This is a genomic window from Agromyces sp. NPDC055658 (assembly GCF_053618155.1).
Map to the genome: position 1 here is coordinate 74,700 of NZ_JBSHHD010000007.1, position 24,072 is coordinate 98,771.

20 protein-coding genes are annotated in these 24,072 nt (G+C 72.6%); 6 read left to right on the forward strand and 14 right to left on the reverse strand.

Annotation, left to right across the window (positions count from 1 at the left end; genetic code table 11):
- Positions 1–81: 81 nt before the first annotated feature.
- Together ACWGPE_RS05270 and ftsY are read right to left on the reverse strand one after the other, a co-directional pair.
- Positions 82–570 (reverse strand): DUF2004 domain-containing protein, encoded by a 489-nt coding sequence (locus tag ACWGPE_RS05270; RefSeq protein WP_231430734.1) that lies wholly within the window; start codon positions 568–570, stop codon positions 82–84.
- A gap of 25 nt (positions 571–595) precedes the next feature.
- On the reverse strand, positions 596–1,471 hold the full coding sequence (gene ftsY / locus ACWGPE_RS05275; RefSeq protein ID WP_231430733.1) for a signal recognition particle-docking protein FtsY: 876 nt from the start codon (positions 1,469–1,471) through the stop codon (positions 596–598).
- 146 nt (positions 1,472–1,617) lie between these two features.
- Here ftsY and ACWGPE_RS05280 point away from each other — a divergent pair, with 146 nt between their 5' ends.
- Positions 1,618–2,586: a TIGR03885 family FMN-dependent LLM class oxidoreductase gene (locus ACWGPE_RS05280; RefSeq protein WP_231430732.1), complete on the forward strand. Its 969-nt coding sequence runs from the start codon at positions 1,618–1,620 to the stop codon at positions 2,584–2,586.
- Entirely contained in the window at positions 2,583–4,244 is a 1,662-nt protein-coding gene (locus tag ACWGPE_RS05285) for an alpha-amylase family protein (protein WP_231430731.1), read from the forward strand. The genes ACWGPE_RS05280 and ACWGPE_RS05285 overlap by 4 nt, the downstream gene beginning before the upstream one ends.
- 34 nt (positions 4,245–4,278) lie before the next feature.
- Here ACWGPE_RS05285 and smc read toward each other — a convergent pair whose 3' ends face one another.
- On the reverse strand, positions 4,279–7,797 hold the full coding sequence (gene smc / locus ACWGPE_RS05290) for a chromosome segregation protein SMC (RefSeq protein ID WP_452048285.1): 3,519 nt from the start codon (positions 7,795–7,797) through the stop codon (positions 4,279–4,281).
- Positions 7,798–7,979: 182 nt separating this feature from the next.
- On the opposite strand from smc, the gene ACWGPE_RS05295 reads away from it, so the two are divergent.
- Complete coding sequence (locus ACWGPE_RS05295) at positions 7,980–9,047, forward strand: GNAT family N-acetyltransferase (protein WP_452048286.1); 1,068 nt, start codon at positions 7,980–7,982, stop codon at positions 9,045–9,047.
- Positions 9,048–9,078: 31 nt separating this feature from the next.
- On the opposite strand, the gene mutM is transcribed toward ACWGPE_RS05295, so the two are convergent.
- The 10 genes from mutM to ACWGPE_RS05345 all read right to left on the reverse strand — a co-directional run bounded on the left by mutM (position 9,079) and on the right by ACWGPE_RS05345 (position 19,839).
- Positions 9,079–10,014 (reverse strand): bifunctional DNA-formamidopyrimidine glycosylase/DNA-(apurinic or apyrimidinic site) lyase, encoded by a 936-nt coding sequence (gene mutM / locus ACWGPE_RS05300; protein ID WP_452048287.1) that lies wholly within the window; start codon positions 10,012–10,014, stop codon positions 9,079–9,081.
- 1 nt (position 10,015) lies between these two features.
- Positions 10,016–10,681, reverse strand: coding sequence for a ribonuclease III (gene rnc / locus ACWGPE_RS05305; protein ID WP_376931531.1), 666 nt, complete (start codon positions 10,679–10,681; stop codon positions 10,016–10,018).
- A 76-nt stretch (positions 10,682–10,757) separates the two neighbouring features.
- The gene (gene rpmF, locus ACWGPE_RS05310) at positions 10,758–10,961 is read right to left on the reverse strand and encodes a 50S ribosomal protein L32 (RefSeq protein ID WP_106564619.1); all 204 of its coding nucleotides are present in this window, start codon (positions 10,959–10,961) and stop codon (positions 10,758–10,760) included.
- Between the two features lie 2 nt (positions 10,962–10,963).
- On the reverse strand, positions 10,964–11,533 hold the full coding sequence (locus ACWGPE_RS05315; protein WP_231430725.1) for a YceD family protein: 570 nt from the start codon (positions 11,531–11,533) through the stop codon (positions 10,964–10,966).
- A gap of 11 nt (positions 11,534–11,544) precedes the next feature.
- Entirely contained in the window at positions 11,545–13,875 is a 2,331-nt protein-coding gene (locus tag ACWGPE_RS05320; RefSeq protein ID WP_231430724.1) for a transglutaminase family protein, read from the reverse strand.
- Complete coding sequence (locus ACWGPE_RS05325; RefSeq protein WP_231430723.1) at positions 13,862–15,226, reverse strand: DUF58 domain-containing protein; 1,365 nt, start codon at positions 15,224–15,226, stop codon at positions 13,862–13,864. Before ACWGPE_RS05325 ends, ACWGPE_RS05320 begins: the two co-directional genes overlap by 14 nt.
- 1 nt (position 15,227) lies before the next feature.
- Positions 15,228–16,202, reverse strand: coding sequence for an AAA family ATPase (locus ACWGPE_RS05330; protein ID WP_231432311.1), 975 nt, complete (start codon positions 16,200–16,202; stop codon positions 15,228–15,230).
- Between the two features lie 47 nt (positions 16,203–16,249).
- A complete protein-coding gene (gene coaD, locus ACWGPE_RS05335) occupies positions 16,250–16,741 on the reverse strand; it encodes a pantetheine-phosphate adenylyltransferase (protein ID WP_231430722.1) in 492 nt (163 codons plus the stop codon).
- Positions 16,742–16,792: 51 nt separating this feature from the next.
- Positions 16,793–19,012 carry an ATP-dependent DNA helicase RecG gene (locus ACWGPE_RS05340; protein ID WP_231430721.1) on the reverse strand — a complete coding sequence of 740 codons (2,220 nt, stop codon included), beginning with the start codon at positions 19,010–19,012 and terminating at the stop codon, positions 16,793–16,795.
- Positions 19,009–19,839 carry a tetratricopeptide repeat protein gene (locus ACWGPE_RS05345; RefSeq protein ID WP_231430720.1) on the reverse strand — a complete coding sequence of 277 codons (831 nt, stop codon included), beginning with the start codon at positions 19,837–19,839 and terminating at the stop codon, positions 19,009–19,011. The genes ACWGPE_RS05340 and ACWGPE_RS05345 overlap by 4 nt, the downstream gene beginning before the upstream one ends.
- A gap of 102 nt (positions 19,840–19,941) precedes the next feature.
- Between ACWGPE_RS05345 and rsmD the strand changes: the two genes are divergently transcribed.
- Positions 19,942–20,532: a 16S rRNA (guanine(966)-N(2))-methyltransferase RsmD gene (gene rsmD / locus ACWGPE_RS05350; RefSeq protein ID WP_376931480.1), complete on the forward strand. Its 591-nt coding sequence runs from the start codon at positions 19,942–19,944 to the stop codon at positions 20,530–20,532.
- Here the strand turns inward: rsmD and thiL are convergent.
- Entirely contained in the window at positions 20,502–21,509 is a 1,008-nt protein-coding gene (thiL, locus tag ACWGPE_RS05355; RefSeq protein ID WP_231430718.1) for a thiamine-phosphate kinase, read from the reverse strand. The two genes, rsmD and thiL, sit on opposite strands and share 31 nt — an antisense overlap.
- Positions 21,510–21,709: 200 nt before the next feature.
- On the opposite strand from thiL, the gene ACWGPE_RS05360 reads away from it, so the two are divergent.
- Positions 21,710–23,386 carry a substrate-binding and VWA domain-containing protein gene (locus ACWGPE_RS05360; RefSeq protein WP_231430717.1) on the forward strand — a complete coding sequence of 559 codons (1,677 nt, stop codon included), beginning with the start codon at positions 21,710–21,712 and terminating at the stop codon, positions 23,384–23,386.
- Between the two features lie 144 nt (positions 23,387–23,530).
- On the forward strand, positions 23,531–24,058 hold the full coding sequence (locus tag ACWGPE_RS05365; RefSeq protein WP_231430716.1) for a DUF3515 domain-containing protein: 528 nt from the start codon (positions 23,531–23,533) through the stop codon (positions 24,056–24,058).
- The last annotated feature ends 14 nt before the right edge of the window (positions 24,059–24,072 follow it).

Below are 24,072 nucleotides of genomic sequence, written 5' to 3' on the forward strand. Positions count from 1 at the left end.
TCTAAGCGAGTCCGGATGCCTCCCCGCTGCGCGGGCCGACGCGGCTCCTCCGGCCGGGCGTTCGGCCCTCGAGCGGGGCGCTCAGCCCTCGAAGCGGACGTCGACGATCTCGCGCTCGAGGTCGATCGCGGCGATGAGTCGCTCGTCGGTGTCGTCGGGCGCGAGGGCGTACTCGAACTCGGCGAACGCGTCGCCGGGTTCGTCGGCGTCGGGCCGCAGGTCGACGCGCACGAGGCTGAGCGAACGCAGCGCGTCGACCTGGCGGTCGCCCGACTCGCGGCCGATCGCCGCCTCGATCTCGTCAGCCTGCTCGAGCTCGGGGTCGAGCATCGTGTCGAGGAATCGCACGATCGGCGAGGAGCGGGTGTCGAGCTGGCTGACGAACGCCTGCCGCAGCTCGTCGTCGACGAGCTCGAGCTCGCCGACGATCGCCGACGCGACGTCGAGCGCCGCCGTCGACACCAGGTCGGCGTCGGCGTCGAGGACGACCTCGACGCGCTGGTCGGCGTACTCGAACGTCTCCGACCAGTAGTCGCCGACGAGTCCGAAGTAGTCGTGTTCGATCGACATGGGGCTCTCCTCCCGAGTCCTTGCGCTATCCGACGAGCTTCTGGGCGAAGACGTGCGGCGTGAAGCCGGTGAGGTCGCCGATGCCCTCGCCCTGCCCGATGAGCTTGATCGGCAGGCCGGTCTTCTCCTGCACGGCGAGCACGAAGCCGCCCTTCGCCGATCCGTCGAGCTTCGTGAGCACGAGCCCCGTCACTCCCCCGTGCTCGATGAACGCCTCGGCCTGGGCGAGACCGTTCTGCCCGGTCGTCGCATCGAGCACGAGCAGCACCTCGCTGATGGGGGCCTGCTTCTCGACGACGCGCTTGATCTTGCCGAGCTCGTCCATGAGCCCGCCCTTCGTGTGCAGCCGGCCGGCCGTGTCGATGATGACGATCTCGGTGCCGTCCTGCTTGGCCTTGTCGACGGTCTGGAACGCGACCGAGGCCGGGTCCTGGCCCTCGCGTTCGGGCCGCACGATGCCGACGCCCGCGCGATCGGCCCAGGTGGCGAGCTGATCGACCGCTGCGGCGCGGAACGTGTCGGCGGCGCCGACCACGACGGAGCGGTCGTACGTGCGCAGGAAGCGTGCGAACTTGCCGATCGTCGTGGTCTTGCCGACGCCGTTGACGCCGACCACGAGCACGACCGCAGGGCGCTCGGTGAGTTTCAGCGTCGGGTCGTACTTCGCCAACCGCTCTTCGACGATCTCGCGCAGCATCCGCTGCACGTCCTTCGGGTCGGTCGTCTTGAACCGCTCGACCTGGGCCCTGATCTGGTCGACGATCTCCTCGGTGACCGCGGGACCGAAGTCGGCGGTGATGAGCGCCGCCTCGAGGTCGTCCCACGTGTCCTCGTCGATCGTCTTCGCCCCGAAGATGCCACGCAGGGCGTTGCCGAGCGACCATGAAGCGCGTTCTGCCATGGCTCCAGCCTACGGGGGCGGATGCCTCGGCGACTGCCGTGCCCCGGAGCGCGGGGGCGTGAGCCGCTACCCGGCGGGCCGGGACCGCGCAAGGGGTTGCCACGACGGACGGGCCACGGGAGTCTCGGGGCATCGGAAGGATGCAGATGACCTCGGTGGGATTCCATGCCTCGCACGAGCAGCTGCCGCCCGGGCGGTTGCTCGACGCCGTCAAGCGCGCAGAGGAGGCCGGCTTCGGGGCGGCGATGTGCAGCGATCACCTCGAGCCGTGGAGCGTCCGACAGGGGCAGTCCGGGTACGCCTGGAGCTGGCTCGGCGCGGCGCTCGAGGCCACGCGCTTCTCCATCGGCGTCGTGACGGCTCCAGGACAGCGGTACCACCCGGCCGTCGCGGCCCAGAAGATCGCCACCCTCGCCGAGATGTACCCGGGTCGATTCTGGGCGGCGCTCGGCAGCGGCGAGGCGCTCAACGAGCACGTCACCGGCGACCCGTGGCCGGCGAAGGACGATCGCGACGCGCGGCTCGTCGAAGCCGTCGACGTCATGCGGCGCCTGCTCGCCGGCGAGGAGGTGACCGCGAACGGGCGGATCCGCGTCGATCGCGCGCGGGTGTGGAGCCTGCCGGTGGTGCCGGCGCCGCTCCTCGCCGCCGCGGTGAGCGCCGACACCGCGCGCGCGGCCGCCGGCTGGGCCGAGGGCGTGATCACGGTCGACCAGCCGCGGGACGCGCTCCGCGAGTTCATCGACGCCTATCGGGGCGCGGGCGGTCGCGGGCCGGTCGGCGTGCAGGTGCACCTGAGCTGGGCTCGCACCGACGGGGAGGCGCTGGCGATCGCCCACGACCAGTGGCGGCAGGGGCTCGTGCCGGCGCACCTCTCGTGGGAGCTCGATCGGCCCGAGGACTTCGACGCCCGCACCGCCGACGCGACGCCCGAGGAGGTCGCCGCCACGCTGCTCGTCTCGGCCGACCCGGCGCGCCACCTCGCGCACCTGGCGCGCATCGCCGAGCTCGGCGTCGACCGGATCTACCTGCACCACGTCGGCACGGAGCAGGAGGCGTTCATCGACACCTTCGGCGAGCGCGTCGTTCCCGACCTCGAGGCGGTCTCAGCATGAGGATCACGGATCGCAGCGACCTCTGGTGGAAGACCGCGGTCGTCTACTGCCTCGACGTCGAGACCTTCATGGACTGGAACGACGACGGGTTCGGCGACTTCGAGGGGCTCGCCCACCGACTCGACCACCTCGCCGAGCTCGGCGTGACCTGCATCTGGCTCATGCCGTTCCAACCGACCCCCGACCGCGACGACGGGTACGACATCACCGACTTCCTCGGCGTCGACCCGCGGCTGGGCTCGCTCGGCGACGTCGCCGAGTTCACGCGCACCGCCCGCGACCGGGGCATGCGCGTGATCGTCGATCTCGTGATGAACCACACGTCGGCGAGGCATCCCTGGTTCAGGTCGGCCAGGCGGAGCCGGAGGTCGCCGTACCGCGACTGGTACGTCTGGCAGGACGACCCGCCGAAGGCGCCGAACGCGGTCTTCCCGGGCGAGGAGGACTCGATCTGGGAGTTCGACGAGCGCGCCGGCCAGTACTTCCTGCACAGCTTCTACCGTCACCAGCCCGACCTGAACATCGCGAACCCCGCGGTGCGCGACGAGATCGCCAAGACCGTCGGCTTCTGGCTCGAGCTCGGCGTCTCCGGCTTCCGGGTCGACGCGGTGCCGTTCCTCATCGAGCCGCCAGACGGCGTCGACGTCGGCGACCCGCACGAGTTCCTCCGCGATCTCCGGCGATTCCTGCAGCGGCGCTCGAGCGAGGCGGTCCTGCTCGGCGAGGTCAATCTGCCCTACTCCGAGCAGCTCGAGTACTTCGGGCGGGTCGGCGACGCGGCCGAGCTCACGATGCAGTTCGACTTCCTCGGCATGCAGGCCCTCTACCTCTCGCTGGCCCGAGAGGACGCCCGCCCGCTCGCGGCATCGCTCGCGAAGCGGCCGAGCATCGAGCCCGAGGCGCAGTGGGCGAACTTCGTGCGGAACCACGACGAGCTCACCCTCGACAAGCTCTCGGACGCCGAGCGCGACGAGGTCTTCGAGGCGTTCGCGCCCGAGGAGTGGATGCGCGTCTACGGTCGGGGGATCGTCCGACGCCTCCCGCCGATGCTCGACGGGGACCCGCGCCGGATCAGGCTCGTCTACAGCCTGCTCTTCTCGTTGCCCGGAACACCCGTGCTGTTCTACGGCGAGGAGATCGGCATGGGCGAGAACGGCGCGCAGAAGGGCCGGCAGGCCGTGCGCACCCCCATGCAGTGGACCGACGAGCGCAACGGCGGATTCTCGCGGGCGACGCCCTCACGGCTCGCCGCGGCACCTCCGGCCGACGGCTACGCGCCGGAGCACGTGAACGTCGAGGCGCAGATGCACGACCCCGACTCGCTGCTCGCCTTCATCAAGCAGCTCGCGACCAGGTACCGGAGCTCCCCCGAGATCGGCTGGGGCGTGCTCGACGTGCTGTCGACGGGTCTCGACGAGGTGCTCGCGCACCGCATCACGGCCGATGTCGGCCGCTTCGTCGCCGTCCACAACTTCGCCCCGACGCCGACGGTCGTGCCGCTCGAGCTCGGCAGGGTCGCGCCCGACGCCGTGCTGAGCGACCTGTTCGCGCCCGACACCTACCCGCTCGACGAGCGCGGGCGAATCGAGGTCCACCTCGACGCGTACGGCTATCGCTGGTTCCGCATCGTGGAGCCCGACGACCGCCGGCTCACGTGAGCGGCCCCATCGGCCGGGCCCGGGCCCGACCGCCTCAGCTCGCCTGCTGCTCGCGCTCCTCTCGCACGCGCTGCCCGACCACGGCCGAGACGCCGTCCTGGCGCATCGAGACGCCGTAGAGGGCGTCGGCGATCTCCATCGTGCGCTTCTGGTGGGTGATCACGATGAGCTGGCTCGAGTCGCGCAGGTCCTCGAAGGTCGTCAGCAGGCGCCCGAGGTTCGCGTCGTCGAGCGCGGCCTCGACCTCGTCCATGATGTAGAACGGGCTGGGGCGGGCCTTGAAGATCGCCATGAGCAGCGCGACGGCCGCGAGCGAGCGCTCGCCGCCGGAGAGCAGCGAGAGCCGCTCGATCTTCTTGCCGGCGGGCTTGACGCTGACCTCGATGCCGGTCGTGAGCATGTCGTCGGGGTTCGTGAGCGAGATGCTGCCCGCGCCGCCCGGGAAGAGCACGGGGAAGACCTCGGCGAACGCGGCCTTCGTGTCGTCGAAGGCGCTGCGGAAGATCGACTCCATCTTGCCGTCGATCTCCTCGATGATCGTCAGCAGGTCCTTGCGCGTGTTCGCGAGGTCCGTCAGCTGCTCGCTCAAGAACTGGTGGCGCTGCTCGAGCGCGGCGAACTCCTCGAGCGCGAGCGGGTTGACCCGACCCAGCTGGGCGTACTTGCGCTCGGCGGCGGCGAGCCGTCGCTGCTGCTCCTCACGACGGAACGGCACGGCCTCGCCGTCCTCCGTCTCGGCCGGCACCGGCTGCTCGGGACCGTACTCGTCGATGAGCACGGTCTCGTCGAGCCCGAGCTCCGACTCGGCGCGCTCGACGAGCCCCGTCACGTGCAGCTTCTTCTCGTAGATGCGCAGCTCGAGGCCGTGCACGTCCTCGGTGACCGCGTGCAGCCGCTCGCGCACGACCGACTCCTCACGCCGAACCGCCTGCAACTCCTCGTTGCGGCTCGCACGCTCGGCCTCGGCGCGGCCGAGGGCGACGCGAGCCTCGGCGACCGACGCGTCGACCGACGCGAGCGCGGGCGGCAGCGCCTCGGCGACGCGTCGGGCGGCGTCGAGCTGCGCGCGGCGGATGACGGCGCGCCGCGCCGCCTCGTCGGCGGCGCGCCGTTCCTGGTCGAACTGGGCCTCCATCGCCCGGATCCGCGCTTCCTCGGCGCGGACCCGCTCCTTCGCGGTCTCGAGCCTGAGCTTCGCCTCGACCTCGGCCTCGCGGGCGGCCTCGACCGACGCGAGCGCCCCGTCGCGCGCTGCGACGTCGAGCACGGGACGCGGCACGGCGCGTGCCGCCTCGAGGGCGGCCTTCGCCTCGTCGGCGGCGCGTTCGGCGTCCGTGACCCGTTCTTCGGCATTCGCCGACGCCTGCTGCAGTCGCTCGGACTCGGCCTCGGCGGCCTCGGCCTGAACGCGCGCGCGGTTGAGGCGCTCGGTGCGCTGTGCGAGCTGCGCGTCGAACTCGCGCAGCGCCGCGAGAGCGCGCTTCGACTGCTCCTTGGACTGCTCGACGAGCCGGCGCTGCTCGGCGAGTTCGGTGCGGCTGCGCTCGATCTCGCCGCGCACCTCCTCGAGGCGGGCGGCGGCGCGGTCGCGCTCGGCGATGAGTTCGATGCGGCTCTGCTTGCGCCCGGAGCCGCCGCGCACGACGTATCGGCCGATGACGGTGCCCTCGCGCGTGATCACGGTCGCGGGCCGGTCGAGCCCACCGAGCGCGGGTTCGGCGGCGCGAGCCGAGTCGCGGTCGTCGGCGATGAACACCTCGGCGAGGAGGCCGCGCACGCCGGCAGGCGCGGTGACGACCGACGCGGCCGGCGTGAGCCCGGCGAGGGCCGGCGTCGCCGCGGCCTCGACCCCGGGCTCGGCGACGGCGAGCGCCACCCGGCCGAGTTCGCCCGACTCGGCGCGGTCGAGCGCCCGGTACGCGGCATCACGGTCGTCGACGAGCACGGCGTCGGCGAGCGACCCGAGCGCGGCGGCGATCGCTGCCTCGAAGCCGGGCTCGACCTGCATCGACTCGGCGAGGAGTCCGCGCACGCCGTCGACGCCCGCGGCGACGAGCGCGGCCGAGCCGTCCTTCTGGTCGAGGGCGAGCGAGAGCGCCTGGGTGCGGGCGCTGAGCGCCCCCTGCTCGCGCTCGCGGCCGTGCAGCTCCTCGCGGATGCGCTCGATCTCGGCCTCCGCCTCGAAGACCGCGGCCTGGGCCAGCTCGTAGGCCTCGTCGAGGTCGGTCTCGGCCGACTCCTCGACACCTGCCGCGGCCTCGGCCTCGGCGAGCGCGGTGGCCGCCGCCGCACGTCGGCCGGCCGACGCCTCGAGCGCATTCGCGTGCCGCAGCACCTCGCCGCGCACGGCGGCGAGTTTCGAGGCGGCCGAGTCGGCCTGCCCCGACAGCTTCGAGAGTTCGAGGTCGTAGGCCGACACCTCGGCCGACTGCCGGGCGATCTCCTGGTCGACGGCGTCGAGCTCGGCGCGGGTGCGCATCGTCGTCTCGTGCGCCTCGTCGAGGGCGGATGCCGCGGCGCCGATGCCGTCGCGCAGGCCCTCGAGCTCGGCGACGGCGGCGTCGATCATCTCGCGGGTCACGCTCGGCGAGGCATCCGCCTCTTCCGAGGCGCCCTCGAGGAGCGCGATGCGCTGACGGGCGAGCGAATCGAGCGAGCGGAGCCTCGCCTGGGCCTGCTCGAGGGCGAAGCTCGTCGAACGGGCACGGTCGACGGAGTCGCCGCCCTGCGCCTGCTCGAGCGCCGTCACCTTCGCCTGATGCTGCTCGAGCCGTTCCTGCAGCACGAGTCGCTCGGCGTGCCGCTCGTGCTCGCTCTTGCCGTGCTCCTCGAGTGCGCGTCGCAGCCCGACGACCTCATCGGCGAGCAGGCGCGCCTTCGCGTCGCGCACGACCGCGGCGATCGTGGCCGCCTCGCGGGCGACCTCGGCCTGCCGGCCGAGCGGCTTCAGCTGCCGGCGGATCTCGCCCGCGAGATCGGAGAGGCGAGTGAGGTTCGTCTGCATCGCGTCGAGCTTGCGGAGGGTCTTCTCCTTGCGACGACGGTGCTTGAGGATGCCGGCGGCCTCCTCGATGAAGCCGCGGCGGTCCTCGGGAGTGGCGCGCAGCACCTGGTCGAGCTGTCCCTGGCCGACGATGACGTGCATCTCGCGACCGAGGCCCGAGTCGCTGAGGAGCTCCTGCACATCGAGCAACCGGCACTGGTCGCCGTTGATGGCGTACTCGCTCGTGCCGTTGCGGAACAGGGTGCGCGAGATCGTCACCTCGGTGTACTCGATCGGCAGCGCACCGTCGGTGTTGTCGATCGTGAGGCTCACTTCGGCGCGTCCGAGCGGTCCACGGGTCGAGGTGCCGGCGAAGATGACGTCCTCCATCTTGCCGCCGCGGAGGGTCTTCGCGCCCTGCTCGCCCATGACCCAGGCGAGCGCGTCGACGACGTTCGACTTTCCCGATCCGTTCGGGCCGACGATGCAGGTGACGCCGGGTTCGAAGGCGAAGGTCGTCGGCTGTGCGAAGGACTTGAAGCCCTTGAGCGTCAGACTCTTCAGGTACACGCTCCACCCTCTCCTCGCCGCACGAACGCTGCCGACTACGGTATCCGAGGTTCGGGGCCGATCCGCGCACGCGCGCCGCGCTTCGGTGATCGGCCCTTGCCGCCGCCGGGCGGGGTCGATAGTCTGGGCGGCTGCCCGGTCGGCGGCCCGATGCGTCGGAACCCGCACGAGAGGAGCAGCCGATGCCGGTCGAGATCCGCGAGGTGGCCCTCCCCGCGACGCTCGGCGCACCAGAGGCCATCGAGTTCGAACGCGTCGTCGAGTTCATGACCGCCATCGAGGTCGAACGCTGGGGCGACGACCGGTTCGCATTCACCGCCCCGGAGCTCCTCGCCATGTACCGCGACGAGTACCTGCCGCGACGGCTCTTCGCCGCGTGGGACGGCGAGCGTTGCGTGGGTCGCGTGGTGACGTTCTGGGAGGCCGACCCGGCCGCAACGGTGGGCAATCTCATCGTCGAGGTGCACCCGGCGTACCGACGGGCCGGCATCGGTTCGCGGCTGATCGAACGCGCGGAGGCCGTGATCCGCGGGCTCGGACGCCAGGCGTTCGCCGGCTTCGACGACTTCCCGATCGCCGTGACCCAGCGAGCCGGCGAGCGGTTGCGAGCCCCCCAGGGCGATGCCTCGATCCCGGCCGACCTGCCGAGCGTGCGGTTCGCGACCCGGCACGGGTACACGCTGCGACAGCTCGAGCGGCAGAGCGGACTCACGGTCGCGGGGCGTCTCGAGGAGTTCCGCGCCGCGTCCGAGGAGCGCGAGGCCGAGGCATCCGGCTATCGGCTCGTCGGCTGGGTCGACCGAACGCCCGACGAACTCGTCGAGAGCTATGCGGCCGCCCGCGCGCGCATGGCGCTGGACGTGCCTGCGGGCGGCCTGACGATCGACGAGGAGGAGTGGGACGCGGCCCGCGTTCGCGCCCACGAGGATCGCTCGCTCGACGGCGGGCGCTCCCTGCTCGTGCAGGCGGCGGTCGCCCCCGACGGCACCGTCGCCGGGTACACCGAGCTGCTGCTGCCGCCCGGGAAGACGGTCGCCTATCAATCGGACACGCTGGTCGTCGCGGCGCACCGCGGTCACGGGCTGGGCATGCGCGTGAAACTCGCGAACCTCGTGCTGCTCGGCGAGTTCGCCCCCGAACGCACCGATGTCTACACGTGGAACGCCGACGAGAACGAGCACATGCTCGCGATCAACATCGCGCTGGGCTTCGGACTCCGCGGGATCTCCGCCGAGTGGCAGCGCGGCTGAGCGGGGCAGGGGCGGTCAGCCGCGCCGGACGTCATCGCCGCCGCTGGCACCGCGGGCACCGGTGCGACGACCGGTTCATGAACGGCTCGCGCACGATCGGCGTGCCGCAGCGCGAGCACGGTTCGCCCGCGCGCCCGTAAGCGTTGAGCGAGTGCGCGAAGTAGCCCGATGCGCCGTTGACGTTCACGTACTGCGCGTCGAAGCTCGTGCCGCCCTCGACGAGGGCGCGCCCGAGCACGTCGCGCACGGCGGCGAGCAGCTCGGTCGTGCGGCGCCGGCTGAGCGACGAGGCGAGCTGCTCGGGGTGCAGTCGCACCGCCCAGAGCGACTCGTCGGCGTAGATGTTGCCGATGCCGCTGACGACACCCTGGTCGAGGAGCACGCGTTTGATGCCGCTGGCGCGACGTGCGAGCCGTGCGGCGAACAGGTCGTCGGAGAACGCCGGGTCGAGCGGGTCGCGGGCGATGTGCGACACCTGGCTCGGGATCGAGCGCGCCCACTCCCCCGTGACCGACGCCGAGAACCCGGCGATCTCGCCGTCGTCGGTCGGCCCCATACGGTCGACGGCGAGCGAGCCGAAGATGCGCTGGTCGACGAAGTCGATTCGGAGTTCGCCGTGCTCGGGGTGCTCGACGTTCAGTCGTACGCGGGCGTGCCGGTCGTCGCCAGGGTGATCGGGCGTGCGCAGCAGCATCTGCCCGCTCATGCCGAGGTGGCCGACGATCGCGCGGGCACCCGCCCGGTCGCTCGCGACGGTCCCGTCGTCGAGCGGCAGCCACAGGAACTTGCCGCGACGCACGGCCGCGCTCACCCGTGCACCCGCCAGCAGGCGCTCGAAGTCGCCGACGGCCGGATCGTGGCGCTTCAGCGAACGCCGGTCGAGCACCTCTACGGCGGTGATGACGGCGCCGGTCACCGCGGGCGCGAGCCCTGCGCGGACGACCTCGACCTCGGGAAGCTCGGGCAACTCAGTTCGCGCCGTTGAGCAGGGTCCACGCCTCGAGCGCCGCGGCCATCTCGGCCTGCTTCTTGCTCGATCCCTCGCCCGACGCCTGCACGAGCTCGCCGACCGTCACGGTCGCGACGAAGTGCTTGTTGTGGTCGGGGCCGGATTCGGCCACCGAGTACGCGGGTGCAGGGGCGCTGCGCCGCGCCGCGATCTCCTGCAGGCTCGTCTTCGGGTCCATCGCCGCGCCGAATCGCTCGGGGTCCTGCATGAGCGGCGTGATGAGGCGCAGCACGAGACCGGTCGCGATGTCGCCGCCGGCGTCGAGGTAGACGGCGCCGATGATCGCCTCGACCGTGTCGGCGAGGATCGACGGCTTGTCGGCTCCCCCGGTGAGGGTCTCGCCGCGGCCGAGCCGGATGTACCGACCGACGCCGATCGCACGACCGACCTCGGCCAGTGCGACACTCGACACCAGGCTGGCGCGGCGCTTCGCGAGCTCGCCCTCGTCGAGGTCGGGATGGTCGCGGAAGAGCTTGACCGTGACGGCCTGCCCGAGGATCGAGTCACCGAGGAACTCGAGGCGCTCGTTCGTCGGGATGCCGCCGTTCTCGTACGCGAACGACCGGTGCGTGAGCGCGAGTTGGAGCAGGGCGGGATCGATCTCGATCTGCAGCGTCTGCTGCAGTTCGTCGAGCGTGCGATTCTCGCTACCCGTGCGCTCCGTTCGCGTCACGACCGGTCGTCGGTGCGTCTCGGGCCGACTAGACGTCGGCGACCTTGCGGCCCTTGTACTCGAGGAAGAGCGGGGTGCCCGCCGAGTCCTCGACGACCTTCGCGCGGTGCGGAAGGCTGTAGGTGACCTTGCCGTTCTCGACGGTCTTGACGAGCGTGGGGACCTCGGCCTTCCACTGCGAACGGCGCGCGTGGGTGTTGGCGCGTGACTGCTTCCGCTTGGGAACCGCCATGACTATCTCTCTTCTCTCTGCTGATCGGCGCCGGATGACGCATCCGGACCGTTGTCTTCGGAAGCCTGGAACCCCGCGAGCGCGGCCCAGCGAGGATCGCTGTGCTCAGGGGTGACGAGTTCCGGATGATCGGCCAGTCGGAGCCCGGTCTCTGGGTCGAGACCCGGGCAATCCGGTCGGCACACCGGCTGGAACGGCAGTGCCAGCACCACCGCATCTCGGATGAGTGGTTCAAGATCCACGTGGTCGTCTTGAACCTCATACTCGATTGCTTCCCCGCCATGATACCCGAAGAGTTCTTGGAACTCGACTCGGACGGGCAGCGCGATGTCGGTCAGGCAGCGACCGCACTCGCCCTCGGCGGTCGCGTCGACCTCGGCGGTGACGAGGATGCCCTCGTGCACCGACTCCAGCCGGACGTCGAGCTCGACCTCCGAACCGGCGGCGACGGCGACGAGCCCCTCGCCGAACTGCTCGGGCGCGGGCACGGTGATGAACGCTTCGCGCATCTCGCCGGGACGGTTGACGAGGTCGCGCACGTTCACGCTGAAAGGGGACTGCTTGATGGCCACGATCGACGATTCTACGCGCCGGTGGCAGTGCGTTCGCCGAACGCCGGGCGGACCCGGTCGACGAGCGAACGCGGCACGAGCACCGCGCGGTAACGTCCCGCGAGCGGTTCGCCGACCGCGAGCGCGGCACGCGCCGTCGACAGCGCCCCTGCCAGACGTGCGACGGATGCCTCGTCGGCGTGCCGCCCGGGACCGTATCGCTCGAGTTCGACGGCGTCGCGCAGCACGAGGAGCGCCGCGGCCGCCGCGGGCTCACGGAAGCCCTCGCGCTCGGCGAGCGCCACTGCGGCGCCGCGCGGGGTGGCGGTCGCATCGAGTCGCACCCCCAGGTCGCGTGCGCTCGCGACGAGCTCGTCCCACGCGGCATCCGCGGGTCGTTCGCCGCGCCGGATCCGGCGCAACCGGCCTGAGCGCTGAGCGGCGCGCAGCACGGCCGGTGCGATGAGGACCACGACCGCGAGGAGCACGACGATGCCGCCGCGCCACCACCACCCGTCGACGCCGACCGAACCGCCGGCCGACGCACCGAGGCCGCGGTCGGGATCGAGCTCGGGTCGCCCGCTCGGCGCGCCGCTCGACGCACCCGGCGTCGGGGTGGGGGTCTCCGCCGCTTCGCCGGCACCGGGGCGCGAGTAGTCCGGCACGCTGCCCCGGCCGGGCGTGGGTTCGAACGGCACCCAGCCGACGCCCTCGAAGTACAGCTCGGGCCAGGCGTGCAGGTCGTGCGAGTCGACCTCGATGCGCTGCACACCGCCCACCCGCTCCTGGGTCGCGGTGCCCTGCGTGTAGCCGACCGAGATGCGCGACGGGATCCCCGCCTCGCGGGCGAGCACCGCCATCGTCGAGGCGAAGTGCACGCAGTACCCCGACTTGTTCTCCAGGAACTTCGCGATCACCTCGAATCCGCCGCCGTCGTAGCCCTCTTCGACCGGCGCCTCGGTCGAGTACTCGAACCGGTCGGAGCGCAGGTACGACTGGATCGCGACGGCGGCGTCGTACGGGGTCGCCTCGGCGGCCGTCACCGTGTCGGCGGTCTCGGAGATGATCGACGGCACATCGTCGGGCAGTGCGAGGTACGGGGCGAGGTCGTCGCCCCCGGTGGGGCGGGCCGAGCGCAACTGCGCGGGCGTGGGCTGCCGGTCGAGCCAGGTCGCCCGGTACCGCTGACCGCCGGTGTCCGTGTCGACGCTGCGCACGGTGAGCGCGCCCGGATCCCAGAACCAGGAGCCGCTCAGCCCCTCGACGCTGCGCGTCGGGTACGGCAGCGGGAGCCAGGTGGTGCGCACCTCGTCGACGACGATGTCGATCGGGTGCTCCTTCGCCTCCACCTCGCCGTCGAGGCCATCGGGCAACGGCAGCGCGTCCACCGTGTTGTCGGCATCGACGGGCGACTCGGTGACGCCCCACGCGGCGCCCTCGAACCGGTCGAGCGTGAGCAGGGTGAAGTAGGGGCGGTCGTTGTCGCGGGCGAAGTAGTGGAAGGCGGGTCGCGGCTCGGGCCTGCGCAGGTCGCGCCCGAGATCGATGAAGGGGGTCACCCCGCGACCGAAGATCGCGCCCTGGGATCCGGTGCCGAGCAGCAGGCTCGTCGAGATGCTCGGCGTGGAGGCGGCGAGGACGGTCGCGACGAGGATGCCGACGGTCGTCAGGCCGAGCGTCGTGGCGAGGCCCGAGGCGGCGGGCACGCGCGCCGGCGGCACCACCGTCGCGGCTCGCTCGTCGTCGTCGCCGCCCGCGAGGTTCGCGCGCCGACGGACCCGCACGTCGACGCGGAGCAGCAGCAGGTAGGCCGCCGCCGAGAAGACGAGTGCCCACACCTCGGCGCCGGACTCGATGATGAAGCCGGGGATGAGGATGGGCACCAGTGCGGGCGCCGCGGCGAGCGCCGGCATGCGCACGGTCTGCACGAGCACGTCGACGCAGATGGCGAGCACCCCGACGCCGAGCGCGAGGACGAACGACAGGGCGGGCACGGCGATCGCCGGCACCGCCTGCTGCTGGATCGTGCGCTGCGCGCCGTCGAAGAGGTCGCCGAACAGCGGGAAGGTGTCAGCGGTCGGCACGATGAGCGCGAAGCTCGTCCCCCCGCCGAAGACGAGGGTGAGCAGCAGCAGCAGGATCACGAGTTCGCCGAGCGGTACGAGCGAGCCGGGCACGCGGAGGGCGCGCAGCCCGGAACCGCCGAACATCGTGCCGGCCGCGATGAAGGCGCAGAGCCACCACCAGCCGCTGCCGGAGATGAGGGGGCCGAGCGCCATCGAGGCGACCGCGACGAGCAGGAACGATGCTGCCGTCAGCGCGAGGCGCTGCGCGCGGCTCAGCGGGCGGTCATCGGGATGCATCGCGCTCGCCCCCGTCTCCCGGCGCCCCGACGTCGGCACGCAGTGCGATGCCCGCCCACGCGTCGCCGATCGAGGCGGGCCGACGCACTCGGACGACGCGCCAGTCGGCCTCCTCGAGCGCCTCGACGACGCGATGCGACACCGTCTCCGCGACGAACGCGATCGCGGGCTCGATCGTCTGCCGGAGCCCCACGAGCCCCGCGGCGTCGCGCTCGTCGGGCTCGACGAGCACCGCGAACCCCGGCATCCTGGCCTCCCGGGCGCGCGCTTCGCCGCGGTCTCCCCCACCTCGCGGCGCACGGTCGGCTGCGTCGTCGCGATTCGCGACCTCGAGGCGCGCGAGGTCTTCGAGCAGCAGCCGGTCGCCGCCGGGCATGTGGTACGGGCCGCTCGAGTTCGCCGTCGCGATCGACCCGCGTGCCGGGTCGGCGACCGGATCGCAGCGCACTCGGAATCCCCGCTCGAGCAGGTGGACGCCGATCGAGGCCACGACCTCGACGCCGAGTTCGAAGCCGGCGTGCCCGTGCTCTGCGTTCCCGTGGGCGAACGCGCCGGTGCGCGGCCGGCCGGCGAGGGTGGTGTCGACCAGGATGCGGACCTCGGGATCCCCCCGCTGCTCCTCCTCGCGCACCATGAGCTCGCCGCGACGGGCGGTCGCCGCCCAGTTGACGCGGCGCATCGGATCGCCGTAGCGGTACTCCCGTGCGATGAGCTCGTCGGAGTTCGGGTGCGTGCGCCGCTGCAGGCCGTGCAGCACCCCGTCGACACTGGCGGCCGAACCGAGCGCCCGCTCGAGCGGCGTCACCCGGGGGGTGACGACGACCTCGTGGCGTGCTCCGGCGTCGCGATCGATGCGCGCGAGGGCGAACGGGTCGAAGACGCCGACGCGGAGCGGGCCGATGCCGTACACGCCACGCCGCGGGAGGCGGAGCCGGTACTCCAGGTGCACCGTGTCGTCGCCCGACGGCAGCACGCCCTCGTACGGACCGATCGCGGGCAGCACCGCCTCGGGCGGCGCATCGAGCCCCTCGGGAACGCGATCGCGCCAGTGGGCGCCGTCGAAGGTGCGCCGTGCACGGTTCCGCACCGTGATCGCCACGCTCGCGCCCGACCCGGCGCTGACCACGGGCGGGGTGAACGTGCGCGTGACGCCGAGCTTCGGCGCGCGCAGCGCCACGAAGAGGGCCGCGACGCCGGGCATGGCGATGCCGACGAACGCGAGCAGCATGATGTCGCGCAGGTCGAACCACAGCGAGACCGCGAGCAGCACGACGCCGACGAAGAGCAGCGCACCGCCACGCCGGGTCAGCCGCGGCCAGGCGGCGAAGCGAGGAGGGCGCAGGCGCTGCATCTCAGTTCCTTCGTGCGCTGCCGACCGGAACCGGCGTCTCCCCCACGATGCGTCGGACGATGGCGTCGATGAGCGGACCCGCGTCGCGGTCGTGCGCGCCGAGGGCGCGACTCGTCGGCACCAGCCGGTGCGCGAGCACCGGAACGGCGAGCGCGTCGATGTCGTCGGGCAGCACGAAGTCGCGGCCGTGCATCGCGGCATGCGCCTTCGCCGCCCGCACGAGCTGCAGCGTTGCGCGCGGGCTGGCACCCAGCCGGAGCTGACGATCGTCACGGGTCGCACGGGCGAGATCGACCGCGTACTCCTTGACCGGCTGCGACGTGAAGACGTGCTGCACCGCCTCGATCATCGATCGCAGCTCCTCGAGCGAGACGACGGCGGAGAGGTCATCGAGCGGGCTCTTCGTCTCGCGCGTCGAGAGCATCGCGAGCTCGTCGGCCGATGCCGGGTAGCCCATCGAGATGCGGGCCATGAAGCGGTCGCGCTGGGCCTCGGGCAGCGGATACGTGCCCTCCATCTCGACCGGGTTCTGCGTGGCGACGACGGTGAACGGCGCATCGAGCCGATACGTCGTGCCGTCGGCCGTGACCTGGCGCTCCTCCATGCACTCGAGCAGCGCCGACTGCGTCTTCGGGCTCGCGCGGTTGATCTCGTCGCCGATGACGAGGTTCGCGAACACCGGCCCCCGCTTGAACTCGAACCGACGGCTCGACTGGTCGAACACCGAGACCCCGGTCACGTCGCTCGGCAGCAGGTCGGGAGTGAACTGGATGCGGCTGACGGTCGCGTCGACCGAGCGGGCGAGCGCCTTGGCGAGCATGGTCTTGCCGACGCCGGGCACGTCTTCGATGAGGAGGTGCCCTTCGGCCAGCAGCACGGTGAGCGACGCGGTCACGGCGTCGCGCTTGCCGGCGATCACGGTCTCGACGTTCGCGACGATCCCGGCGGCGAGTGCGCCCACCTCGTCGATGCCCATGATCGAGGAGCCGGCCCCGGGCCCGCCCGTCACCGCGACCGCCTCGCTCATGGCGTCATCGCCGTCTCGAGGTAGTCGGCGACGACCGTCGGCACGTAGGGCGCGACATCGCCCCCGAGCGCCGCCACCTGCCTGACGAGCGAGCTCGACACGTGCGCATTCGCCGGGTCGGGCAGCAGGAACACGGTCTCGACGCCGGCGAGGTGCCGGTTCACGATCGCCATCGGCGTCTCGTAGGCCACGTCGACCTGCGAGCGGATGCCCTTCACGAGCACGGTCGCGCCGACGTCGGTGCAGTAGTCGACGAGCAGCCCCATGCTCCACGAGGCGACGACGATGCGCCCCTGGATGCCCGCGTCGGCGATCGACTGCTCGATGAGCGAGACGCGCTGGGCGATGGGCAGCAGCGCCGACTTGTCGGGGTTGTGCACCACGACCACGTGCAGCTCGTCGTAGAGGCCCGCCGCCCGGGCGATCACGTCGAGGTGGCCGCGCGTGACGGGGTCGAACGATCCTGGGACGACGGCGATCCGCTGCATACGCAACAGCGTAGTGTCTCTGCGGAGCCCCGCGGCGTCGGGCCGAGAGTCTCAGCCCTTGCTCAGGTACCCGCTCGCCTCGTCGTCGAGCCGGCGCCGCACGGCGGCCGCGAGCGCCCGATGGTCGGCGAGCCCGGGGTCGGACCCGAGCAGCAGCTCGGCCTCGGCGCGGGCGTCGGCGATGACGTCGCCGTCGCGCACGACGCGGAGGAGCTTCAGCGACGAGCGACCGCCCGACTGCGTGGCGCCCAGCACGTCGCCCTCGCGTCGCAGCTCGAGGTCGACGCGGGCGAGTTCGAAGCCGTCGAGCGTCGCGGCGACCGCCTCGACGCGCTGCAGGGCGAGCGAGCCGGGCACCGCCTGCGTGACGAGCAGGCAGAGCCCCGGGACCGCCCCGCGGCCGACCCGGCCGCGGAGCTGGTGGAGCTGGGAGACGCCGAAGCGGTCGGCGTCGACGACGACCATGACACTCGCGTTCGGCACGTCGACGCCGACCTCGATGACGGTGGTCGAGACGAGCACGTCGAGCTCGCCCGCCGCGAAGGCGCGCATCGTGCGGTCTTTCTCGTCGGCGCTCATCCGCCCGTGCAGCGGGGCGACCCGCAGGTCGGCGAAGCGCGGGTTCGCCTCGAGCTCCGCGAGGACCGAGGCGACGGATGCGACCGGTCCGGCGGTCTCGCCCTCGCCGTCCGCCTCGACGGGCTCGCCGTCGTCTTCGGCGACGCGAGCCTCGATGGCCGGGCACACGACGAATCCCTGGCGCCCGAGGGCGACCTCCTCGGCGAGCCGCTCCCATACCCGCGGCCGCCAGGCGGGACGGATCGCGAGCGGCACGACCTGCGATTCGATGCCGGCGCGGCCCGCGGGCAGCTCGGCGATCGTCGAGACGTCGAGGTCGCCGAACACCGTCATCGCCACCGTGCGCGGGATCGGCGTCGCGGTGAGCACGAGCACGTGCGGCGGTTCGGCGCCCTTGAGGCGCAGCGCCTCGCGCTGCTCGACGCCGAAGCGGTGCTGCTCGTCGACGACGACGAGCCCGAGGTCGGCGAACGACACCCGATCGCCGATGAGCGCGTGCGTGCCGACGACGAGTCGCGACTGGCCGGCGGCGGCCCGCAGCAGCGCCCGCTTGCGTTCGGCGGCCGGCAGCTGCCCGGTGATCAGGGTCGGGATCAGCTCCGCGGCGAGCTCGGGGCCCAGCATCTTCACGATCGAACGCAGATGCTGCGCGGCGAGCACCTCCGTCGGCGCGAGCAGTGCCGACTGCCCGCCCGAATCGGCGACGGCGAGCATCGCCCGCAACGCGACGAGCGTCTTGCCCGAGCCGACCTCGCCCTGCACGAGTCGGTTCATCGGCACGGGTTCGCCGAGGTCGCGCGCGATCTCGTCGCCGACCTGCACCTGGTCGCCCGTGAGCGCGAACGGCAGCGCAGCGTCGAATCGCTCGAGCAGTCCGCCGGCGGTCGGGCGCCGGGCCAGGGCCCGCGTCGTGCGGAGCGCGGCACGCCGTTCGAGGAGCGCCGTCTGCAGCACGAAGGCCTCGGTGAACCGGAGCGTGCGCCGGGCGGCCTTCCACTCCGACTCGTGCTCGGGCCGGTGCACGCGTTCGAGCGCCTCGCGGTGCGCGAGGAGCCCCCGCCCCTCGCGCACCGACGACGGGAGGGGATCGTCGACGGCGCCCAGCCCGTCGAGCAGCACGCCGATCGCCTTGGCGAGCTGCCAGCTCGCGAGCGTCGAGGTCGCGGGATAGATCGGGATGGGCGACTCGGCCCAGCGCTTCGCGGCCGCGTCGCCGACGTCGACGGGTGCGAGGTCGTCGAAGAGCTCGTAGTCGGGATGCGCGAGCTGCCGGTTGCCCTTGTAGTCGCCCACCTTGCCCGCGAAGATGCCCCGCCGGCCCGGACGCAGGTCGTTCTCGCGCCAGCGCTGGTTGAAGAAGGTGAGCGTCAGCACCCCGGTGCCGTCGGAGATCTTCGCCTCGACGATCGAGCCGCGACGCTGGCGCATCTCGCGCACGCGCACCTCGAGCACCTCGGCGACGATCGTCACGTTCTCGTCGAGCGGGAGCGAGGCGAGCGCCGTGAGCTCACCGCGGAGCGCGTAGCGCCGCGGGTAGTGGGCGAGCATCTCGCCGACCGTCGTGTAGCCGAAGGCGCGCTCGACCGCCTGTGCCGTGCGACCGCCGAGGGCGCCCGACAGCTTCGAGTCGAGGGTGAGGCTGCCGGGCACGGCCGGAGCCCCGCCCTCGGTCTCAGCAGGTCGCGCCGTCATGCCTCGATCGTAGGCTCCGCCTCCGTCAGCGCCGCGAGCTCGGCCTTGACGTAGGGATCGTCGGGCCGCTCCGCCGCGAGCGCGCGCTGCAGCTCGAGCGCCTCGTCGTGCCTGCCGAGGCTGCGCAGGCAGCGACCGACCGACCAGCGCGCGACATGGCGCTGCTCGGGGGTGCCGTACGCGTCGGCGGCCTCGACGGCCTGCTCGAAGTGCATGAGCGCACCGGTCAGCCGACCCGAGTCGTGCAGGGTCCAGCCGAGGTTGTTGTGCAGCGCGACGCCCCAGCGCAGCACCCGCGGGTCGCGCGAGCCGTCGAGCACGTCGAAGCCCTCCGTCGCCCACTCCTCCTCGTGACCGGCGTCGTTCAGGGCGAGCATGTGCAGCGCGTCGAGCACGAGGAACGGCGATCCGGCGACGGCGGCCTCGCGGACGCCGCGGGTCAGGTCGGGCACGGCGTCGGCAGGGCGATGATGGGATGCCGCGAGCCGGCCCCGCTCGATCGCCACCCTCGCTCGCAGCTCGGCCGCGTACGCCTCGGGTTCACCGGCCACGGGGCCGAGGGCGGCGACCTCGTCGAGCAGTGCGAGCGCCTCGTCGCCGCGGCCGAGAATGCCGAGCGCTCGGGCGAGCTGCGTGGTCATGACCGCGCGGGTGTGCGCCGGGCTCCCCTCGTCGGCCGCGGCCGCGCGGAAGCGCTCGGCACTCGCCTCGGGATCGGAGAAGTCCCAGAGGCGGTCGAGCAGCTGCTGCTCGCCCCCTCGATGCCGGGACGGTTCGGCGGGTACGCGGTCGGTCGAGCCGGTCTCTTCATCAATCGGGGCAGGCACACTCCCATCATGGCAGTGCCGGGCCGACATCGCCGTGCCGGAAGGTTATGCGTCGCCGGCCTCGTGGCACCGCCGCGCCGCCGCCGATAGGCTGCCGGAGTCATGACCCGAATCATCGCCGGATCCGCCGGTTCGCTCACGTTGCAGGTGCCCCGCTCGGGCACCCGCCCGACGAGCGACCGCGTGCGCGAGGCGATCTTCTCGGCGCTCGAATCGCGCGACGCGATCGACGGCGCGCGCGTGCTCGACCTGTACGCCGGATCCGGAGCCCTCGGGCTCGAGTCGGCGAGCCGCGGCGCGGGCGAGGTCGTGCTCGTCGAGCGCGCGTCGGCCGCGGCCGAGATCTGCCGGCGCAATGCCGACGCGGTGCGTCGCGCGGCCCGGGGCGCCGGCGCCCGCGTTCGGGTGGTGCAACGAGCCGTCGCCGCCTACCTCGAGGGCGCGGCGGCGGGATTCGATCTCGTCTTCATCGACCCCCCGTACGACCTCGGCGAACCCGCCTTGGCGAGAGACTTGGAACTGCTCGCGCCGTTGCTCGCAGAGGACGCGATCGTGGTGGTCGAGCGCAGCAGCCGCTCGCCCGAGCCGACCTGGCCCACGGGCATCGAAGCCTCCCGCCGGCGCGATTACGGCGAGACGACCCTGTGGTGGGCCGACGCCGTTCAGCCCGCCGCGCCGTCCCAGCCCGAGTAGGGGTCCCAGCCGTCGGCGTCGACCGGGCCGCCGTCGAGCAGGATGGCACCGGGGGCGTCGACCACCCGACCGATCGCCTGGAACGGCGCCGGCAGTGCGGCGCCCGGCGGGAAGGTCGCGAGCAGGCCGTGGTCCTCCGCGCCCGCGAGCGCGAGGCGCACGTCGGGGCCGAGCGCCTTCCGCTCGAAGTCGAGACCCACCCCGCTCGCCTCGGCGAGCCGGCGGGCGTCCCGCGCGAGCCCGTCGGAGACGTCGAGCATCGCGGTCGCGCCGGCGATGGCCGCGTCGCGGCCCGCCCCGACGGGTGGGCTCGGAGCAAGCTGCGCCGCGATGAGCTCCCCGTGCCGGTCGCGCAGCGCGGCGGTGCGCCCGGGGTCGGGCCGGCCCGAGGCATCCACCCCCTCGGCGAAGAGCAGTGCGAGCCCGCGTGCCGCGGCACCGCGCGCGCCTGCGTGCGCGACGACGTCGCCGACCCGCGCGCCCGAGCGTGTGACCGGCGCGCGGCCCTCGAGGTCGCCGAACGCCGTCACGGAGATCGTGAGCACCTTCGAGGCCGACAGATCGCCGCCGACGACCCCGCAGCCCGGGGCGAGCGTCGCGAGGCCCTCCCGCAGTCCGTCGGCGATGCCTTCGAGCACGCTCACCGACAGGTCGTTCGGGGCGGCGATCGCGACGACGAGCGCCGTGGGCCGGGCGCCCATCGCGGCGATGTCGGTGAGGTTCGTCGCAGCGGCCTTCCAGCCGAGCTCGAAGGGCCTCGACCACGCGAGCCTGAAGTCGGGGCCGTGCACCATGAGGTCGCACGTGACGACGAACCGCCCGTCGGCCGCGGCGACGACCGCCGCATCGTCGCCGGCGCCGAGGAGCGCCGAGTCGCCGGGGTCGAGCCGCGGAAGGATCCGCGCCAGCACGGCCTGTTCGCCGAGTTCGCCGATCGGGCGGTCGTCGTTGGTCGCGGAGGCGGTCGAGTCGGGCATCCGTCCAGCGTAACGAGCGCCGGACTCGCGAATGGTGTGTAATGGGTCCTTACGAACCCCGCCTCGCTGACGTACGGTGGGTTCGGTACGAGACCCGAATGCGGTGAGTCCACCCCGCTCACCGCCCCTGCAATGGAGCACGCGTGAGCCGTCGGAGCGAGAGAGCAGCACGAACAGCGGGCCGCCGCCGTCGCCGCCGGGTGATCATCGGACTGTCCGCCGCCGCGACCGTCGTCGCGCTCGTCGGCGGCGCCGGCGTCGCCTGGGCCGGCGGCCAGTTCGATCGTTGGCTGCACCCCGAGATCCCCTGCACCGAGCCGGTGGAGCTGACCGTCGCGGCGGACCCGGCGATCGCATCGACCGTCGAGGCGATCGCGGCCGACTACGACGCAGCCGAGGACTCGTGCTCGCGCACCGAGGTGGTCGCGCAGGCTTCGGCCGACACGGCCGCCATGCTCGCCTCGGGCAACGCCTCCGACGTCGACGCCTGGATCCCCGACTCCCCCGTCTGGCTCGTGCGGATGTCGAGCACCGCCCGGTCGCTCGGCCGCCCGGTGCCGGATCTCGCCCTCGAGCGATCGATCGCCTCGAGCCCGGTCGTGTTCGCCGCACGCGCGGACCGGCCCGACGCGGTCGACGGGGAGGACCTCAGCTGGAACGGCCTGCTCAACGACGCGTTCTCGGCGCTGCTGCCCGACCCCGAGGCCTCGTCGGCCAGCCTCAGCGCACTGCAGGCGATGGAACGCCGGGTCGACATCGGGACGACCCGCCAGTTCCAGCAGGCGATGATCGAGCTCAACGACACGATGCCGTCCTCGATCGACGACGCGTTCGCCGCCCTCGACGGCGCCGCCGACGGCACCGTCGTGATCGCGAGCGAGCAGCAGATCGCCCGCCACAACCGGGAGGGCGGCTCGACCCCGCTCGTCGCCCTCTACCCCGCCGACGGCACGCTCGCGCTCAGCTACCCGTTCCTCCGGGTGCTCGACGAATCGGAGCTCGCGAAGAACCTGCCCGCCGCCGACGCCGAGACCGACGAGAGCGCCGACGCCAGAGCCCGGGCGTTGCACGCGCGCGAGCTCGACGCGCTGAAGCTCGCCCTCTGGTCGGCGAAGGACGCGTTCGCCGCCGACGGGTTCCGCGACGGTACCGGCTCGGGCGAGCTCGAACAGGAGGGCGTGCTCGTCGACGCCGTGCCGGTCGACTCGGCCGCCGCCGGCGCGCAGGTCGCGATCCTGCGCACCTGGGGCGTGCTGAGCCTTCGCTCCCGCATCCTCGGCGTCATCGACGTCTCCGGTTCGATGGAGGAGCCGACGGTCACGGGCCTCCGCCGCATCGACCTGCTCACCCAGGCCGCCGCCAAGACGCTCTCGCAGTTCTCGGGCGACGTCGACCTCGGGATGTGGATCTTCTCGACCGCGCGCGCGGGCGATCGCGACTGGGAGCCGCTCGTCCCGATCGACAGTCTCGGCACCGACGACCATCGGGCGCGCATCAACAGCGCGATCGCGTCCCTCCCGGGCCGGCTCGGCGGGGCGACCGGGCTCTACGACACGGTGCTCGCGGCCGTCGCGCAGGTGCGCTCGACCTACGACGCCGATCGCGTGAACTCCGTGCTGCTGCTCACCGACGGCCGCAACGAGGACGAGCACGGCATCTCGCTCGAGACGCTGCTCGAGAAGCTGAAGCAGCTCGACGACCCGTCGAAGCCCGTGCCCGTGGTCATGGTCGGCATTGGGCCCGACACCGACGTGAAGGCCATGCGAGCGATCGCGAAGGCGACGGGCGGCGCCGCCTATTCGGCCGCGAAGCCGCAGGACCTGAGCACCGTGCTCACCGACGCCCTCTCGCAGCGGGCCTGCCGTCCGAACTGCTGAGTCATGCACGTCGAACCCATCGAATGTTGCCGTTCCGACCGGGTGTTGCCGTGCGGCGGGCGACGCTCGGCTCGAACGGCCACGCTCGGGCGACGGGCGACCGCCGTCGGGCGCGGTGGGCCGCGCGCGGCTAACCTGAAGGGGATGGACCACCCGAACGCGCGTCTGCGTCGCGCCCGCCTGCCCCTCGTCGCCGCCTGCGCCGCCGCGCTCGCGATCTCGCTCACCGGCTGCAGCCAGCCCGTGCCGATCGACCCCGCCGACGAGGCGAGCTCGCCCGACTGCGCGGCCGTCGTCGTACGCCTGCCCGACGTGCTCGCGAAGGGCACCGGCGAGGAGCAGGCCGAGCGCGAGACGAACGCCCAGGGCACGGGCGCTTGGGGCTCCCCCGCCTCGGTGCTGCTGCGCTGCGGCGTCGAGCCTCCCGGGCCGACGACCGACCGTTGCGTCACCGTCAACGGCGTCGACTGGATCATCGACGAGACCGACGCCCCGAACTACCGCTTCACCACCTACGGGCGCACCCCGGCGGTCGAGGTGCTCGTGGACAACGACGTCGTCTCGGGCACCACGGCCATCACCGAACTCTCATCCGCCGTCTCGGTCATCCCCTCGGAGACCGAGTGCACGTCGGTCGACGACGCGACCACCGCGCCCGGCACCGACGGCTGAGCCGGAACCGGGGG